An 18,235-nucleotide genomic window follows, 5' to 3' on the forward strand; every position below is an offset into this window, starting at 1 on the left:
CGACTCCGCTCGAGATGACATCAGGAAAAACTTTATCTAGTATAGCTTTTCGGATTCAAAATGCACAACAGGTATTTTCCATTTCACTTTATAAGATATTGGTTTTGTGGCTCTACACCTTTTTTTAACATTTTTATGCTTGCCAAATTATGATGTTAAAAGGGAATACAAGTGCTCTTTTAAATTCTTTTTTAAAGAAAATCTTTCTACTTTTATTTGATTATATAATGTAAGTGTTTCCGTCGTTTGAAACTAGTTTAATATTTCTTTTTACGTGTTGCCAATTCTTGTTGCTGATACACTTTATCACCACTCTTTCGTCTTTCATAATCAAATGATGCTAACGGTTTATCTATTACCGGAAGCCTCATAACCGCATTTTTAAAACTATTGTTCCAAAACTGCGTTCCGCTTATGGCCACATCACTACTTTCTGTAACAAATACCTGATATCGTATTCCTTGCAGTAAAATGAAATAAATAGTATGTCTGTCTTTAGAATAGATATCAAGCAGTAACTGATGGTATTCTATCAATTTTTCCTTTCCATCAAATTCACTGCAAAAAAGAAATTTTGCTTTTTCTTCAACAGAAACTGACTTAAGCATAGCGAATATTACATAAATTTTGCAAGTCACATCATCCACATTTAAAACCCAAAACCCAATAGTATGTTTATCATATTGTCATCATCTGAAGTAAAATAGCCTAACTTCAAGGTCACCGCATTAAGTCCACCAAGCCAGATACCACCGCCTTGTCCGTGATGCCAAGTGTTAGAGTCATCGCCTGGAAGCCAAACCCTACCATAATCGAAACCGCCGTAAATACCGAAAGTTAGCGGCATTATATTCGCCTTAAATTCTTTAATTCTAAGTTTTAGGTCTGAAGTATGATAGAACATTCTTTTGCCTGAAAATCGGTTGATACGGAAACCTCGTAACCCATTGTTCTGACCTAATTGTGCGGCGTGATAGAAGAAAAAGTTATTACCAAAATTCGCCCTTCCGCCTATGGTTGTACTTAATACCAGATGTTCAGACCGTATCAACTTTTGGTCAATTCCCAATGCACCTTCAACAAAGGCAAAGTTGTTATCGCTATCATCAAGATTGGTGCGCCATCCTCCGGATAGATTCATTCTGAATCCTTTGGTAGGATAGCTCAAACTGTTTTGATTTTTATATTCGAATTCGGCTTTTACGCCCAAATAATCTTGCGATTCAAAAACCTCTGGGTTTACATTGTCTGGTGTAGAAATTCGGTTATCGTTCCTGTCTACTTTATACGATTCAAATTCAGGCCCTATTTTGAAAATATTGAGTTTTAAGGCTGGATAAAAACGAATTTGTTGCGTCTCTACCTGATTGAACTCCCTATCGAACTCATCTTCCAGATTAGGTGTATCATTTCCGAAACCAAAAAAGTTCCTCGCAAAAGCCTGACTGGTAAAATAGGCTTCAAACTCAAGATTGACATTGGTAAACACATTAGCAAAATCTGAAGTAACACCAGCTTCTACCGCTGAAAAATCGAAGTAATAACGCGCAAAAACAGAGTGCTGCTGCCGATACGGATTGCCATTGAAACCGTTCTTAGTGTATGTGTTATTTAGTCCAGCGTAAAGACCTTTATCGTTTCCAAAACCAAGTTCTGGATACAAAATATTGTTACTTTTTAACAAATATCGGTAATGAAAAGTATTAACATCATATTGCTCTGAAAGTTGTTTTTGTGGCATCTTGCTGCTTGTGCTACTCAACTTTTCGTGCTTAAAGTCGTAAAATTTCACTTTGCTTTTATTACTTACAGCCAGAATTTCATCACCATGCCCACCAACTAAACGTACTTTTATCTTCCCACGAGCTTCTCCTTTTACTTCAAAAGTGTCATCATCATTCAGTCCATAAATCCATAGTTCTTTAGTTTGCTCAGGCGTATAAGTCTGCTCAAAGAAAGGTGCTTTCTGGGTATCTGTGATTTTTCTGAAAAGCGAAACTTTGGTATCCCCGTTCACAAGTCGTTCTACTACAATTCGATCATCTTTATCTGTAGCGTGTATCACAACGGTTTTGGACAGGAAGCGGCAATAACCCTCAGCAAATTTGGTCAGATTTTTTAAGCGTTCCTGCATCAATGGTAAAAAGTAATCCTTTGTTTTTTGTTGTAATTCTGGCGGAAGGTTTTCAAAGGAATTTTCAAGTACCGAAGACGTTATTTGCTGCTGAATCGCCTCTGCTTCACTACGCCAAATATCAAGATTAAATTCTCGCAAAAGCACCTTGTCCAAATTGAAGACTTCGCCGTTAAACCATTTCAGGCTCTTTATTTCCTCGTCGTAGGTTTGCCAAAAACGGGTGTCTGGCATAATCATTTGTACAAATTCGATGCCCAAACCTTGATATTTTGAAAATGAACCATCCCTATCGCGCGGAATTGGCACATAGACTTTTTTACCATCAGGAAGTTCGTGCTCTGCCCAACGCCATTGGTCTTCGTGCCTATCCCAATCGCCAATAAACATATCAAACATGCGTGCACGTATGTATGCGCGTTGGTCAATACTGTATTTTTCGTCCTCTCGTAATTTTTTGAGCATATCCGTAGTACTTTCAAAATCTGTGATAGGATATTGAAAAAAATTCTTCACCTGATTATAACCAGGATAATCTTTATGCTCCTTCGAAGGTCGTTGTTCAATAAAATATAATGAGTTGGCATACAAAGGATTCAAACCACCTAGAATGTCCTGTTCTGGCACATAAAATAATTTTGTATTGCTATGATTTATTCCTGCCGCTTTCGCCAAATCGGGTATTACTAACTGCATATAGGGATGCGAAGTGGTAAAGAAATCAGACACAAATTTTTCTACGCCTGTATCCTCAAAACTTTCTGGATTATAAGCAATACCTTTAATTTGATATTGTAGAAATCGTAGCCCTTCCTTTTCAAGCCCGCGCATTGCATATTGTCTACCCTGCTTATCTTCCAAACGCAACCCTCTAGACTGGTGACCGCCACCTTCTTTTACCAGTTGTAACCCACTGTAAAGCGTGTCAAGTAATACATTTTTTGCTGTAATGGGTTGTGCATACACGCCACGATGGTTCTTTCCCCAGAAAAACTTATACATTCCACTTTTTATAGTGTCTTTTGGTTCGAGGATAGCTGCCTTAGTTGTTGCATTTACGGTCTTTGATGAAATTGCATACGGTTCGCTTTTTGCAAAAGCGGAATACAAATCATACACAAACGGACTCTCAGGATTCGCACTTTCGTAAAAAAACGCTCTTACTTTACCATCATTTGCGACTTCTAACTTGGTAAAACCAGTCTTACTTGATGTAAAAAGTCCTTCATATTCCAGACGACCACCTATGGCACTTACACTACCATAACCCTTATTAGTCGCTTGAGTATCACCTAAAGCACCACTTATAATTTGATGAACCTTGTCACTCTTTAAAAGTTGCTGACTCTCTTCGTGACCCGAAACGATGGTTACACGGTTGTAACGCTGGGCTAATGAAGACACCTGCACCATCAATGACCTGTATCGAGCAGCACCAGTCGCCTGAGGATTTACCCCTATCAATTGCTCACCAACATAATCAAAAGGCGATAAAAGAGGAACCTGACCTCCTGAAGCAAAGGCCTTATTGCCTGCATAAGCACCGTTGCTAAAAATAGGATGATGCATTGCTACCAGAATGTTTTTGCCACGACCATCTCGAAACATTCCTTCTAGCTCCTCTACAAAACGTCGACGGGTTTTAATGTCTGTGCAATGTTTGTTCATTCCTTCAACAGTATCCCAATTCTGAATATACCATTGTGAATCAATCAAGATGATATCCAGGCCATCATTCACTTCAATTTGTTTAAGAGGACAACCCTGTTTTGGCAAGACGAAATTATCACTTGCCGAAATTGAGGATAAATATTCTTCTAACTCACTTAAGTCCTTCTGATTGTGCTGCTGCCACTCTGTACTACCCGGAACAAAAAGAGTTTCACCTTTAAAACCTTCTAAGAGACTTGAAACTGCTGAAACATCAATACCGTCATTAGTTGAAAGTGAAACGTTATCACCAAGCAAAATAAGTGTTGCATTTGGGGTTTTTTGAAGCTGTTCTTTTAGAAGCGAAAGCGTAGCTGCCTCAGGTTCATTGCCTAAACCACCTACTAAATAGTATGAGTGTGCATCACTTAAGGATGCTTTATTTTTTGCTAATTTTTCAGGTTCGTATTGAGTTTTAAAAGTGGCACAGCCCAAAAGCAAAGAAAAAGCCAAAAAACCACATAACTTTGGGATATAATTTGTTGAGAATACATTCATATGGTGTTAGTTTAAAGTTGGAAACGAGAAACACTTTGTATCAATGCATTTCAGAAACGGCGTGTTCCATCAGAGTAATTTCTACCGGAATGTTATTTCGGGTAGCTTTGGAATATGGACAGTTTTCATGTGCCAGCGCAATGAGATTTTCTGCCTCCTGAAGTTTTAGCTCAGGCAAAGAAACCTCTAATCGTACCGCAATTTCATAACCTCCCTCGTTATTCTGTCCGAAGTCTACCAAACCATTCACACCCGTTTCAGTAAGTTTTAGCTTTTGTTGTCCAGCCATAACTTGAATAGTGCTTTCAAAACAAGCAGCATAACCCGCGGCAAAGAGCTGTTCTGGGTTGGTTGCAGTGCCTTTATTGTCCATTTTTAAATCAAGGGAAATCACACTATCTTCTGAAGTGACTTTTCCGTTTCTTCCGCCTACGGCAAAGGCTTGTGCTGTATATAGTTTCTTGGTTATCATAAGATTGTTTTTTAATTTTTAAAGGTTAGCATTGGATTAAAGTTTTAGTGCTTTTGTGTTTGATATTTACAGTTTTGTTTAATCAAAAGTATAATAGGTTCATTTTATTTTATTAGCACTTTTTACAGTATTGCTGTACATTTTGTGACACTTTTTTAAAAAATCGCCAACAACACTTAAAATGTATTCATTAAACAAAAAGTGCTTTAAAAACTGTAAAAACTGACTAAATACAACTCGTTTTCTAAAGTAGTTTTAGGCTGAATACTTTTCATCAGGTCTGTACCTGTTGTAGAAATACGAGCTAAATCGAAAAACAACAACCATTACACATTATGAAAATTAGCACATTTTTAGACCGTTCTTCCATCATAGCCAAGCCTGGTTTTAACCGATGGTTAGTACCGCCAGCTGCTTTAGCCATACACCTAAGTATAGGTGAGATTTATGCCTATAGTGTCTTCAACAAACCAATGACACAACTTATTGGTATCACAGAATCAACACCCGAGGATTGGTCCTTGGTGCAGGTAGGCTACATCTTTTCCATAGCTATTGTAGTGTTAGGCGCCTCGGCTGCACTTTTCGGCAAATGGTTAGAACGTGTTGGCCCGCGTAAAGCAATGTTTGTGGCTGCTATATGTTTTGGGAGTGGATTTTTGGTTTCTTCTATTGGTATTGAACTTCATAATATTTGGATTGTCTATTTCGGGCAGGGGATTTTGGGCGGTATCGGCTTGGGTATTGGCTATATCTCGCCAGTTTCTACTTTGATAAAATGGTTTCCAGACAAACCTGGATTGGCTACCGGGCTTGCGATTATGGGATTTGGTGGAGGTGCCATGGTAGCCGCACCATTTGGGGTTTCGTTGATGGACTATTTTAAATCAGCAACTTCTGTCGGGTTAATGGAAACCTTTATAGTGATGGGTATTGCTTACTTCATTTTGATGATGTTCGGTATGTGGTTGGTACGCATTCCTGCAAAAGATTGGAAACCGAAAGGATTTGACCCTGAAAAGGAAGCAGGTAAGAAAAAATCTGCAATGATTAGCACTCATCATGTAGATGCCAATACTGCTATTAAAACGCCACAGTTTTATTTACTCTTTGTGGTGCTCTTGGTCAATGTATCTGCAGGTATTGGCGTATTGGGCCAGGCCTCGGTCATGATACAAGAAATGTTTTCTGCAAGTGTCGTAGGCTCAAATGCAGCTGTTACGGCTGCTTCGGCTGCGGGATTTGTGGGTTTATTGAGTCTTTTCAATATGGGCGGGCGTTTTGCCTGGTCATCCTTATCTGACCGTATCGGGCGCAAAAACACCTATTCGGTTTTCTTCTTACTAGGCATATTATTATACTGCCTGATTCCCACTCTTGGGCATATGGCTAATATTGTATTGTTCATACTAGCTTTTAGCATCATCATCAGTATGTATGGTGGTGGTTTTGCTACCATTCCTGCTTACTTACGAGATATGTTTGGCACTTTTGAGGTGGGCGCCATACACGGTAGATTACTCCTAGCGTGGTCACTTGCCGCGGTTATCGGGCCCCAATTGGTCAATAATATCCGCGCTTATCAAATAGACACCTTAGGAATGCCAAAAGCAGAAGCTTACTCCACCACAATGTACATCTTGGCAGGATTACTGGTCATAGGGCTTGTCTGCAATCTACTCGTTAAACCAGTACACGAAAAATACCACTTAAAACAATAATGATTATGAAAAAAATGAGATGGTGTTTCACCCTAATAATATTTCTGATCTGTACCGTAGTTTCAGCACAAGGATCTGATAATTATGAGGGTGGTCTTCGTATACAATTGAATGAAGATGGCAGCAAGTATGTGCGCTTGATCATGCTCCATCAATTCCGTGTTCGCTCTTTAGAAAACAACCCCGGAACGGTGGATAGCTCTGGAAACCCTGATGATGAAAGTTTTGATATCGCCCTACGCAGGTCACGTTTCTTTTTGTATTCTCAACTATCAGACAAATTTCTCATCTTTACCCAATTTGGGATCAACAATCAGGCATTTAATGACAGTGACCGTAAACCACAATTGTTCATTCACGATGCCTGGACAGAATATGCCGTGCTTCCGCAGCAAGAAGACAAAGACTTCTCATTATATCTTGGCGCAGGATTACACTATTGGAACGGCATTAGCCGAATGAGCAACACCAGCGTGCTCAACTTTCTAGCAATGGATTTACCGTTATTCAACTTCCCAAATTTTGAACAGACGGACCAGTTTGCACGTCAGTTTGGGATATATGCCAAAGGAAAACTTGGCAAATTCGATTATCGCTTTCACTTAAACAAGCCTTTTATAGAAGACCAGCGTGATAACGCAACCGAGACCCGCGCCTTTACCGTACCCAGCGATAAAGTCTCTTTGGGTGGCTATATAGATTACGCCTTTTTTGAAAAAGAAGCGAATACGCTTCCTTACAAAACAGGTACCTATTTAGGCACTAAAAAAGTATTCAATCTGGGTGCTGGTTTTTATCATCACGCTGATGCGTCGGGCATTCTTAATTCTGATGGTACCATAGAACGAGAAAACCAGACGGTCTTTGCCGTTGATGCTTTTTATGACAGTCCTATTGGTCAAAAGGATATGGCGCTGACTACCTACGCTGGTTTCTATACTTATGATTATGGCACCAATTTTTACAGAAGTGCTGGTTTTATCAATACGGGCATCGCTCCAGAAGGTGGTTTTGACGGTACGCCAAGTATAGACGGTTTTGGTAATGCCGCACCGCTGTTGGGAACGGGACAAATTTATTATTTACAGAGTGGATTACTCCTACCCAGCTTCAGCGAAAAGGATAAAGTGCGCTGGCAACCGTATGGAACCATTTCGGTAAAGGATTTAGATTTTCTGGATGAAACCGTGGTGCATTGGGACGCGGGCATCAATTGTCTTATCAATGCCCACCACGCCAAACTGACGCTAAACTACGCCTCAAGACCATTAATGGTCAACACCAACGGTCGAAATGTTCAGGATGGCAGACGGTGGGAAATCAACTTACAAGCACAGATATATCTCTAAAATTAAAAATATGGAAACGAAAACATCAAAACAACAATTGTTCTTCACTTGGTTAGTGGTGACCATACCCGCACTTTGGGGTATCATCAGTACAATGATTCAGGCTGCTAAATTATTTACTTAAACCCACCATTTATGACCAAACAATATCCCATAGAGTCCTTACCCGTAACCCGTTTGACACCCAATGGCACGATACGGAATAACGATTTAATTACGGTAGAAGAACCTTTAGAAATTCAATTAATTTTTAATGACGGTTTGCAGCTTTCGCGAAAGAAAATAGCGGTGACTATGCGTACACCCGGAAATGATTTTGAGTTGGCGCTGGGTTTTCTCTTTACAGAAGGCATCATTGAGGATGTTACCCAGGTGAAGGCCATACAATACTGCCAGCAGGTTGAACCTGAATATTTGGGCAATGTTATTACTGTGATTGTAAAGGAAGAGGTAACCGTAAATATTGACACGCTAACGCGAAATTTTTTCACCTCATCAAGCTGTGGTGTCTGCGGAAAAGCTTCCATTGAATCTGTTAATACCGTTTCAGGAAGTCCTTTTTTCCAAAAAGTAGATACGGTCCTATCGCAATCACAGTTATTCCATCTCACGGAAAAACTACGTAAAGAACAAACCATTTTTAAATACACCGGAAGCATTCACGCCGCTGGACTTTTTGATTTTGAAGGTAATCTCTTGTTGATAAACGAAGATGTAGGAAGACATAATGCTGTAGATAAACTCATCGGTAGCGCACTTCAGCAGAAACTCTTACCAGCCAAAGAACGCATAATCGTTGTTAGCGGTCGCGCAGGTTTTGAGTTGGTACAAAAATCGGTAATGGCGGGCATTCCTGTAATGGGAGCTGTGGGCGCACCATCAAATTTGGCGATCAAACTGGCCAAAAAAGTAAATATGGCGCTCATTGGGTTTATTAAAAAAGAGAGTTACAACATGTATGTCACTCAAACTGAAAAAGCAATAGCAAGACCATCTAAAACATATCATTATGAAATGAGCTATAACGATTCATCCTCATTAGAGAAAGATGCTCAATGGCAAATTACATCTGACCAATAAAAAACAATAAAACAGAACAGATGAAACTCAGAATTAAAGGCAACACCATACGATATCGGCTTACAAAAGCAGAAGTCGAGCAGCTCAAGACATACGGCGAAGTGTCGGAACAGATTTCATTCGGACCTGGAAAAGATGCCTCACAAACGCTTAGATATACTATACAACAAAACAGAGAATTGGAAGCTATTGGTATATCCTTCATCAAAGGCGAAGTATGTGTTGAACTTCCAAGAGACATCTTTAAAGGATTTACCGAAACTGAACAAGTAAGCTTACAAAACGATCCCTGGCCTGGTGCTACTCAAACCGTTTTCATTCTTGTTGAAAAAGATTTTCAATGCCTACATAAACGCCCTAATGAAGATGAAACCGACCATTATCAACATCCGCTTGCGGAAGAAAACCCAATCCAGTTATGAAGAAAGTAGAAGACATAGAAACAAAAGTAAATCATTTGACCTCACAAAAGTTAACAGGAATTCAACTCAAAGAGCCCAAAACCAAGGCTGCTGGGATTCCTGCGGTGATGAGTTCGCTTAGACACGGGCATGAAGAAATGGGGCTTTCCAAAACCTTTAAAACACTTCTAAAACTCAACCAGACCGATGGTTTTGACTGCCCAGGTTGTGCCTGGCCAGACCCGAACCCAAAAGACCGCTCTAAAGTTGCCGAATATTGCGAAAACGGAGCCAAAGCCGTTGCCGAAGAAGCGACTAAAAAAGTGTTGGATACTGCATTTTTCAAAAAACATTCGGTTGAAAAGCTATCCCATTGGTCTGATTACGAAATTGGTAAAAGTGGTCGCATCATTGAGCCTATGATTCTTCGAGAAGGACAATCGCATTATGAACCTATTTCCTGGAGCGATGCTTTTGAAACTATTGGAAAAACACTGAACAGTTTGAATTCACCAGACGAAGCGGTTTTCTACACTTCAGGAAGAACGAGTAATGAAGCCGCATTTAGTTATCAATTATTTGCAAGGGATTTTGGTACAAACAACTTGCCTGATTGTAGCAATATGTGTCACGAATCCAGCGGAACAGCATTATCCCAAACTTTGGGTACCGGAAAAGGTTCTGTAACACTTAAAGATTTTGAAAAAGCCGAACTGATTTTTGTAGTAGGGCAAAACCCGGGCACCAACCACCCACGTATGTTATCTGCATTGGTAAAAGCCAAATCCAAAGGAGCGAAAATCATCAGTGTCAATCCATTAAAAGAGACGGGGCTCATCAACTTTGTAGACCCACAAGACCCGATTGCGGTGCTTACCGGTGGCAAACCTATCTCTGATATATTCCTTCAGGTAAAAATCAATCAAGATGTGGCACTTTTTAAAGCTATACTAAAAATACTTTGGGATGAAGAAAAAGCGAATCCGGGCAGCATCTTCAATCTTGATTTTATTGAAAAAGAAACTGCCGGATATGAGGATTTTATTTATGATCTAGATGGTCAGGATTTAAAGGATTTGATGGTACAAACAGGAATTCCAACCCATCAAATACATGAAGTGGCAGAATATGTAAAACATAGCAATCGTATTATTATTTGCTGGGCGATGGGGCTCACTCAGCATAAAAATTCGGTAATGGCGATAAGTGAAGTTGTAAACTTACTATTACTGAAAGGAAGTGTAGGCATTGAAGGCGGCGGCACTTGTCCTGTTCGTGGGCATTCTAACGTACAGGGTGACCGCACCGTAGGTATTTGGGAAAAACCACCCGCGCATATTATCACAGGTTTGAACACACGATTTGGTATAGACGTGCCCACAAAACACGGCTACGATGTGGTATCGACCATTAAAGGGATGCATAAAGGCAAAGCTAAGGTGTTTTTTGGAATGGGTGGCAACTTTGTTTCGGCAACACCCGATACGACTTATACTGCAGAAGCTTTACAAAAATGCGAGCTTACCGTACATGTGTCTACAAAATTAAACCGGAGTCATTTGGTACACGGCAAGACTGCTATCATTTTACCGACCCGCGGTCGAACCGAAAAAGATGTACATGACGGTAAAGAACAATTTGTTACGGTCGAAAACTCAATGGGCATAGTTCACAAATCTTTAGGATTAAACAAACCTATTTCAGACAACCTGCTAAGCGAAACCCAGATTGTCTGCCGAATGGCGAAAGCTACATTACCCAATAGCTTGGTAGATTACACCGCTATGGAACAGGATTATGATGTGATTCGTGACCATATCGAAGCCGTGATTCCTGGTTTTGATGATTACAATACGAGGGTTAGAAAAACAGGTGGCTTTTACTTACCCAACTGCAACCGAGAGGGAAAATGGAACACCGCTAATGGCAAAGCAAACTTCACCATTAATAAGCAAACGCAACATAAGCTCGCCGAAGATGAGCTAATGATGATGACCCTACGTAGCCATGACCAGTACAACACTACCATCTACGGACTGCACGACCGTTACCGGGGCATCTTTAACGAGCGACGTATTATTATGATGAATGTCAAGGACATTGCAAAATTTGGATTGCAGCAAGGAGATGTTGTGGATTTGAGCAGCAACTTCAATGGCGTACTTCGAGAAGAGCCCACTTTTATCGTGGTTGAATATGATATCCCCCAAGGTTGTGTGGGCACTTATTTTCCCGAAGCAAATTCATTGGTGCCGATAGATAGTGTGGCGGAAAAGAGCAATACGCCTACATCAAAATCTGTGATTATTAAGTTGAAGAAAACAGAAAGGAAAGTAGTGTTTTAAAATGTATTGAAAATGAAAACATCGACTTGTTCTCTTAAAGAAATATTAGAAAATGGTCAGTATTACAAAAATTAGTGTCATCACTAAGGATGCAATTCAATATAATTTTGGTGTATCAATTTTTAAGCATCCCGTAAATCCCAAAAATGCAAAAAGCTAAATACTAATCTAAAAAATTAAATAGTATGAAAAACATAGAACTCGCTAAAAATGGTACGAAACCATAGACAAGTAAATGCTAATAGAATTCCTAATTGGAACCATAACAATCAATATCAAATGAATTAATCATTGTCAAAAGCAAAATCTCTAATTAAGTTAAGAACAAATTTACTGGTAAAACTAATAAAAATGAAAAATTTCAAAAAATCTATTTTATCATCGATCCTGTTTACAATAGTCCTTTTTTCAACAGTCTCAACGCAAGTTAAAGCTCAAACTTTGCGTCATATAGATGAAACTGGTAAACCATTTGCACAAATAGAAACCTCAGAACAGGGAATCATTTATAACAACTTGCTAAACTTAGCAGCACGCTGGAACAATATTGTGATTTTTGCCGAAACAGGAAGTGAACAATTAAAAATGATGCGTGAAAGTGGCGTGTTTGCAGATAACTTCACCATTACATTCAATTTGCCAAATGGAACCAAAAAATCGCTCACCGGACTTGACAATGAGGCTGCCAGAGCTTTTTACGACCAAGTAGTCAACGAGGTAGGGAAAAGTAATCGTATGAATCTCTCCAGCAATATCGAAGTCCTTCAATTCACCAAAAATGGAGCAAAAGCGCGATTTAAATATTTGGTATTGATTGATGGCAAAAATGCCTGGGGTGGTGAAAATGTGATAACGATAGGTAAACAAAAGGGGCGTTTTGTGGTAGAAACATCAGAAATCTTCCTATTAATCACAGATACGCCGGGATTAAAGGAATAATAAAATGACCTTATTTTTTCTTATGATTCTATGAATTTCAATGTAATCTATATCTGAAGAAATAACATACTTATAAATCAATAAAGTAGCCCTAAAATTAATACTTGAATTATAAAACAAGGATGCAACAGCGCCATTTAATAAAAATGAAAGCAATAGGAACAAAAAAAGACTTCCAATAAAAGAAGAGCAGAGTCTGATTAAATTTGAAACAGCAAAGCCAGTACCAAAAGGTAGAGGTATTTTGGTTGAGGTCAAAGGGGTATCCATTAACCCTGTAGATTTTAAAGTACGAAAGTCTATCGACACCGATAGTGAGTTGGAAACAAATCAAATTTCTAAAATATAATATCACCCCAATCTTTGCAAACTTTTAAAAAAAACGATTAAAAATGAATTCTAGTAAAAAACACAAAAGATTACTGGTAAATCTGAATAAATAATTTAATTGAAAATTAAAGAATATGGAAAATCAAACAACAGCAAACAAAGCCATACTGAAGAAGCTCATTGATGAGGCTTTCAATAGCCGAAACCTAGATGTACTGGAAGAAGTTTTACATCCGGATTTTATAAACCACCAGGAAGTGTTTCCATTAGAAGCTAAAAAAGGTCCGGCGGTTTTTAGAGAGCTTTATAGTGTATTTTTTAGTATCTTCTCAGATGTAAAGGCAGATTATACGCACGTAATTGCCGAAGATGACTATGTAATGGCTCGTGATTTCATCTCAGGTACCAACGACGGCGAGATTATGGGTAAACCCGCCACAGGTAAAAAAGTGAAATTTGAAGTTTTTCATCTTTACCGAGTGCAAGATGGTAAACTTATCGAAAGGTTTGGCCTGACCGATGATGTAAGCTTAATGAAACAGTTAGGCTTTATGCCAGAGGAATAAGATTATGTCAATTACTAATTAATATTGAAACGATCTACTGGTGATTAATAAAAATTAGATTCCAATCGATATAATTTATCATTGTTGTCCGATAAAAAAGTTGATAAGCTCTGAACACCTCTATTACCATTAAGAATTTATAAGTTTATAGAAAAGACACCTTGCTTTTCTAAAATTTTAGACACCTTGGTTTGAAACTGAATCGTCTTTACTTCAAAAACCATAATAGACAAGTACTTACAAATAAATCTTTGTTCTATTTTCTAGCAGCGCAGCGGTCTATTTTCTTTAACCGGACAATACTGAAAAAAAAGTAATGTAAAAAATGAAAAAACATATGACAAACATAGAAATTGCAAACACTTTTTTGCAGGCATATTCAGCGCATCAGATTGATAAAATGGTGTCTTTATGTACCCCCGAAGCCACTTACCATTATGTACCCTACGGCGAACAAGGTAAAGGAAGTATAGAAAAAGAAGCAAAACATCTCTGGGAAACTTTTACAACCGTAATGCCTGATTTTTATGTACATATTCAAACTTCGATGGAAACCCAGGAGGGAATTATCATCGTCAAAGCATTGCAAGGTGGCACATTAGAAGAAGAGGTGATGGGTATTCCCGGTAACAGCAAAAGAAATGAAGCCCCACATATTTACCTTTTTACTTTTCAAGAACATAAAATTTCTCATATAAAGTGCTATTGGGATAATAACACCATCTATCAGCAATTGGGATATACGGAAGAGCATAGTTAAGAAAAGTTTAGAACCGACTCATTTAAACTACTGTCAATCCTAACATAATATATGGGCTAGACGACAAACCAAAAAATATATATAAAATCAACTACACAATTAAATTCTTAGTTAATCCGTAACTTCGTAGTTTTACTATAAAGTTAACAACATGCCAAAAGAAATATCAACAGAAGCAACTATTCTACAGGCGGCACGAGAAGAGTTTGTGCAGCATGGGTATGCTGGAGCACGTATGCAGGCGATAGCAGATCGTGCGAATATTAACAAAGCAATGCTTCATTACTATTTTAGAAGTAAGGAATTACTTTTTCAAAAAATTTTGAGTCAAACTTTGGATGCAGTTGCTACGATATTTCTATCAGCCCTTGGTAGTAGCGAAACGGTTAAAGAACGGTTACATAACCTAATTGATAATCTTATTGACCATATTTTACATAGTCCCGAAACTCCTATCTTCATTTTAAATGAAATTGCACGTAACAGTCAAAAATACCAATCTCAAATTTCTAACAAAATGAAAGATGCTGGTGTGATCCAAAATTTTTTTTCTCAAATTAAATTAGAGCAAGACCAAGGAATTATGATAAGTACTCCAGCACCGCATATTTTTGTTACTTTAATGTCTCTTATTGTTTTTCCTTTTTTGGCAAAACCTGTAATAATTTCCTCCTTTGAACTATCGGATAACGATTTTGAAGTTTTTATCGAACAGCGTAAAATACTTATAAAGAATCATTTAGAAGTTTTTTTCATAAATTAACCATTTAGTTGAATTTTTTGATTAATATTTTTACATTTGTATCTATTAAGATTAACCATTTGGTTAACTATAGGTACGATAATGAAATATATATTTATTTTTCTAGCAATTTTCTTCAGCCTTTCAACGACTGGTCAAGAAGTGATTTCTCTCAGAGAACTTTATGCTTGGGGAAATACAAATTATCCTTTAGCACAAGATGCTAAGCTTATACATAAAATAGAATCGCTCAATCTAGAGGCCATTACGAGAAAGCGACTTCCACAACTTTCACTTAATGCACAAGCGCAGTATCAATCTGAAAATATCGAATTACAAACAGGTCAGATTTCGCTAGAGGCTCCACAAGATACCTATAATGCTTATGTAGATATCAATTTCAACCTGTACGATGGCGGACTCACTAGAGTCCGGAAACAACTACAACGTAATCAATCATCTGTACAATACAATCAGTATAAAGTACAATTACGAACTGTAAAGAAGCGTATAAACCAGTTGGTTTTTACTATTACACTTTCTCGAAAGCATGTAAAAATCATACAAAATACAATTGATCAATTACAGGAAAATATAGATTTGGCAGAAGCACAAGTAAATAATGGTACTCTACTTGAAAGTGAACTTAATAAACTAAAAGTTCGTTCTCTGGAAGCAAAAAAAGAACGTACTGCGATCAGAGCCAATACTAAGAACTATATTAATTTATTAGAACAACTTACAGGAAAATCTTATGAAATACATACACAATTCGATCTTCCAGCAGAACTTACCATTAGTGTTTCAGATAGCATCAACAGACCTGAAAATCTGCTATATGATAGCCAAAAAAAGCTGCTCGAAACTCAAAAAAACTTGCTCGAAGCCGAATTGATGCCAAAGATTTCCTTATATGGTCGCGGAGGAATAGGTAATCCCAATCCATTAAACTTTGCAGATTTTGAAACGTCTACATATGCTTTAGGGGGTATTCGACTGCAATGGAGCTTTTTTGACTGGGGCAGCAACCGAAAAGAAAAGGCTAAACTGGAAGTAGATCAACAACAGATAGAAGTAGACCGGAACCTTTTTAATTTTGAACTGGAAAATGATCGGCTTATACTACAAAATGAGCTGGATAAATTAGTAACTCAGATTAAAAACAGCGAGCAAATTGTACGATTACAAAACAAAATTCTGGAACAGTCTAAAGCACAATTAGACAACGATGTAATTACCACTTCAGAATATATTACACAACTTAATACCTCGCTAAATGCCCAGTTGCAGTTAGAACTTACGAATACACAGTTATTAAAGGCACGGGTAGGATACTTAACTCTTTTAGGAAAACTTTGATGAAAAATACGTTTATTCCCATACAAATACTTATTGTGTTAACGCTTTTATCTTGCGGTGACGATAACGCATCAGATGCCTATGGCAATTTTATTGCCAATGAAACTACGGTTAGTGCAAAGGCTACAGGAGAACTAATTTCCTATCGCATTACCGAAGGGATAAAACCTAAAGCAGGTGAGCAGGTAGGCCTTATCGATACTGTACGGCTACACCTTGAAAAGCTCAAAGTACAAGCACAAATCACTGCGATTGATGATAAGTTGCAAACCGCTGCACCTGAAGTAGCTGTATTACTTGAGCAAAGGGAAAATCTACAGCGTGAACGTAATCGTACTGCACGACTGGTCGCACAGAAAGCTGCTACACAAAAGCAACTTGATGATTACGAAGGAGACTTAGATCAAATAAACCAACGTATCAGTTCTACACGCCGTATGGTAAGTGTAGCAAATCGGGGTATCCTTGCAGAACGTAAACCCCTAGAAGCACAGATAAGATTACTTAATCGGCGTATACAAGATCATATTATATATAACCCTATCCAGGGTACCATCCTTTCATCATTTGTTGAACCTAATGAATTTGTTACTGTGGGAGCACCCTTATATCAGGTGGCTACCCTTGACACTCTTATTTTAAGAGCGTACACCAGTGCTCTTTTACTACAAAATGTAAAACTTAATGATAGAGTTATTGTAAGAATTGACAAGGATGAAAAAAGGTATACAAACTTGAGTGGAACTGTCACTTTTATTTCAGACGATGCTGAATTCACCCCAAAGAGTATTCAAACCAAAGAAGAGCGAATACAACTAGTATATGCCATTGAAGTAGCTGTTAAAAATAATGGGATCCTTAAAATTGGGATGCCCGGTGAGGTTGTTTTTCCTATAAATAATAAAGAGTAATGTCTGCCATATACACTGAACGTATTACCAAAATGTATAACAAGGTACACGCCCTAAATGGTCTGTCTATACATGTAGATCATGGTGAGATCTTTGGATTAATTGGTCCGGATGGTGCTGGAAAAAGTACGTTTTTCAGGATATTGACCACTTTACTCCTAGCCGATAGTGGTATGGCAACCGTGGCTGGACACGATGTGGTGAAAGAATATAAGGAAATACGTAAAAAAGTAGGCTATATGCCTGGTAAGTTTTCCTTATATCAGGACTTGAGCGTAGAGGAAAATCTCACTTTTTTTGCCACTATTTTTGGAACGACCATTAAACAAAATTATGATTTGGTGAAAGAAATTTATGAGCAGATAGAACCCTTTAAAGAACGTCCCGCAGGTAAGCTATCTGGTGGTATGAAGCAAAAACTTGCTCTTTGTTGCGCCCTTATACATAAACCAGAAGTCCTTTTCTTAGATGAACCTACTACCGGTGTAGATACTGTAAGCCGAAGGGAATTTTGGGATATGTTGGCTTCGCTTAAAGAAAAAGGTATAGGGATACTGGTTAGCACACCCTATATGGACGAGGCAGGGCGTTGTGACCGTATAGGTTTGCTACAGGAAGGTAAGCTGCTTAAGGCCGATACGCCTAAGGGTATAATTGATGGATTCAAAAAATCACTCTATGCTATTAAAACAGAAAGTACCTATAAAACACTGCTTTTTTTACGTAAACAGGAATTTACAGAGAGTGCACTGCCATTTGGTGAATATATTCACTTGAGTACCAAGTGGAAGCTGAACGAAAACCAAATCCTTTCCAAACTAAAGGAAGGCAACTTAATAATTAAAGAGGTAAAGAGAATTATAGCTACTGTCGAAGATGTATTCCTTGATTTATCAAGTAAAAAATCAACTATTTAAA

Annotated in this window: 15 protein-coding genes; 12 read left to right on the forward strand and 3 right to left on the reverse strand. The window is 38.1% G+C overall.

Going from position 1 to position 18,235, the window contains the following annotated elements; genetic code table 11:
* Nucleotides 1-257 precede the first annotated feature (257 nt).
* From J8281_RS02325 to J8281_RS02335, 3 genes are read right to left on the reverse strand one after another with little or no spacing between them, the layout of a single operon-like run.
* Nucleotides 258-638 (reverse strand): hypothetical protein, encoded by a 381-nt coding sequence (locus tag J8281_RS02325; RefSeq protein WP_210195963.1) that lies wholly within the window; start codon nucleotides 636-638, stop codon nucleotides 258-260.
* An 11-nt stretch (nucleotides 639-649) separates the two neighbouring features.
* Nucleotides 650-4,342 carry a hypothetical protein gene (locus J8281_RS02330; RefSeq protein WP_210195964.1) on the reverse strand — a complete coding sequence of 1,231 codons (3,693 nt, stop codon included), beginning with the start codon at nucleotides 4,340-4,342 and terminating at the stop codon, nucleotides 650-652.
* 40 nt (nucleotides 4,343-4,382) lie between these two features.
* A complete protein-coding gene (locus J8281_RS02335) occupies nucleotides 4,383-4,814 on the reverse strand; it encodes an organic hydroperoxide resistance protein (protein ID WP_210195965.1) in 432 nt (143 codons plus the stop codon).
* 335 nt (nucleotides 4,815-5,149) lie between these two features.
* Between J8281_RS02335 and J8281_RS02340 the strand changes: the two genes are divergently transcribed.
* The 12 genes from J8281_RS02340 (at nucleotide 5,150) to J8281_RS02395 (ending at nucleotide 18,234) form a co-directional block, all read left to right on the forward strand.
* Nucleotides 5,150-6,535, forward strand: coding sequence for an OFA family MFS transporter (locus J8281_RS02340; RefSeq protein WP_210195966.1), 1,386 nt, complete (start codon nucleotides 5,150-5,152; stop codon nucleotides 6,533-6,535).
* 5 nt (nucleotides 6,536-6,540) lie between these two features.
* Nucleotides 6,541-7,884 (forward strand): porin, encoded by a 1,344-nt coding sequence (locus J8281_RS02345; protein ID WP_210195967.1) that lies wholly within the window; start codon nucleotides 6,541-6,543, stop codon nucleotides 7,882-7,884.
* 135 nt (nucleotides 7,885-8,019) lie between these two features.
* Nucleotides 8,020-8,964, forward strand: coding sequence for a formate dehydrogenase accessory sulfurtransferase FdhD (fdhD, locus tag J8281_RS02350; protein WP_210195968.1), 945 nt, complete (start codon nucleotides 8,020-8,022; stop codon nucleotides 8,962-8,964).
* A 20-nt stretch (nucleotides 8,965-8,984) separates the two neighbouring features.
* Entirely contained in the window at nucleotides 8,985-9,386 is a 402-nt protein-coding gene (locus tag J8281_RS02355) for a hypothetical protein (RefSeq protein WP_210195969.1), read from the forward strand.
* Nucleotides 9,383-11,710 carry an FdhF/YdeP family oxidoreductase gene (locus J8281_RS02360; RefSeq protein WP_210195970.1) on the forward strand — a complete coding sequence of 776 codons (2,328 nt, stop codon included), beginning with the start codon at nucleotides 9,383-9,385 and terminating at the stop codon, nucleotides 11,708-11,710. The genes J8281_RS02355 and J8281_RS02360 overlap by 4 nt, the downstream gene beginning before the upstream one ends.
* A 351-nt stretch (nucleotides 11,711-12,061) precedes the next feature.
* Nucleotides 12,062-12,649, forward strand: coding sequence for a hypothetical protein (locus J8281_RS02365; protein WP_210195971.1), 588 nt, complete (start codon nucleotides 12,062-12,064; stop codon nucleotides 12,647-12,649).
* A 464-nt stretch (nucleotides 12,650-13,113) separates the two neighbouring features.
* A complete protein-coding gene (locus J8281_RS02370) occupies nucleotides 13,114-13,545 on the forward strand; it encodes an ester cyclase (RefSeq protein ID WP_210195972.1) in 432 nt (143 codons plus the stop codon).
* A 337-nt stretch (nucleotides 13,546-13,882) separates the two neighbouring features.
* Nucleotides 13,883-14,305, forward strand: coding sequence for an ester cyclase (locus J8281_RS02375; RefSeq protein ID WP_210195973.1), 423 nt, complete (start codon nucleotides 13,883-13,885; stop codon nucleotides 14,303-14,305).
* A 151-nt stretch (nucleotides 14,306-14,456) separates the two neighbouring features.
* Nucleotides 14,457-15,068 carry a TetR/AcrR family transcriptional regulator gene (locus J8281_RS02380; protein ID WP_210195974.1) on the forward strand — a complete coding sequence of 204 codons (612 nt, stop codon included), beginning with the start codon at nucleotides 14,457-14,459 and terminating at the stop codon, nucleotides 15,066-15,068.
* Nucleotides 15,069-15,149: 81 nt separating this feature from the next.
* Nucleotides 15,150-16,406 carry a TolC family protein gene (locus tag J8281_RS02385; RefSeq protein ID WP_210195975.1) on the forward strand — a complete coding sequence of 419 codons (1,257 nt, stop codon included), beginning with the start codon at nucleotides 15,150-15,152 and terminating at the stop codon, nucleotides 16,404-16,406.
* Nucleotides 16,406-17,317, forward strand: a complete 912-nt coding sequence (locus J8281_RS02390) for an HlyD family secretion protein (protein WP_210195976.1) — start codon at nucleotides 16,406-16,408, stop codon at nucleotides 17,315-17,317. The genes J8281_RS02385 and J8281_RS02390 overlap by 1 nt, the downstream gene beginning before the upstream one ends.
* Nucleotides 17,317-18,234 carry an ABC transporter ATP-binding protein gene (locus J8281_RS02395; RefSeq protein WP_210195977.1) on the forward strand — a complete coding sequence of 306 codons (918 nt, stop codon included), beginning with the start codon at nucleotides 17,317-17,319 and terminating at the stop codon, nucleotides 18,232-18,234. The genes J8281_RS02390 and J8281_RS02395 overlap by 1 nt, the downstream gene beginning before the upstream one ends.
* The last annotated feature ends 1 nt before the right edge of the window (nucleotide 18,235 follow it).

The organism is Aquimarina sp. U1-2 (assembly GCF_017897595.1).
GTDB lineage: Bacteria > Bacteroidota > Bacteroidia > Flavobacteriales > Flavobacteriaceae > Aquimarina.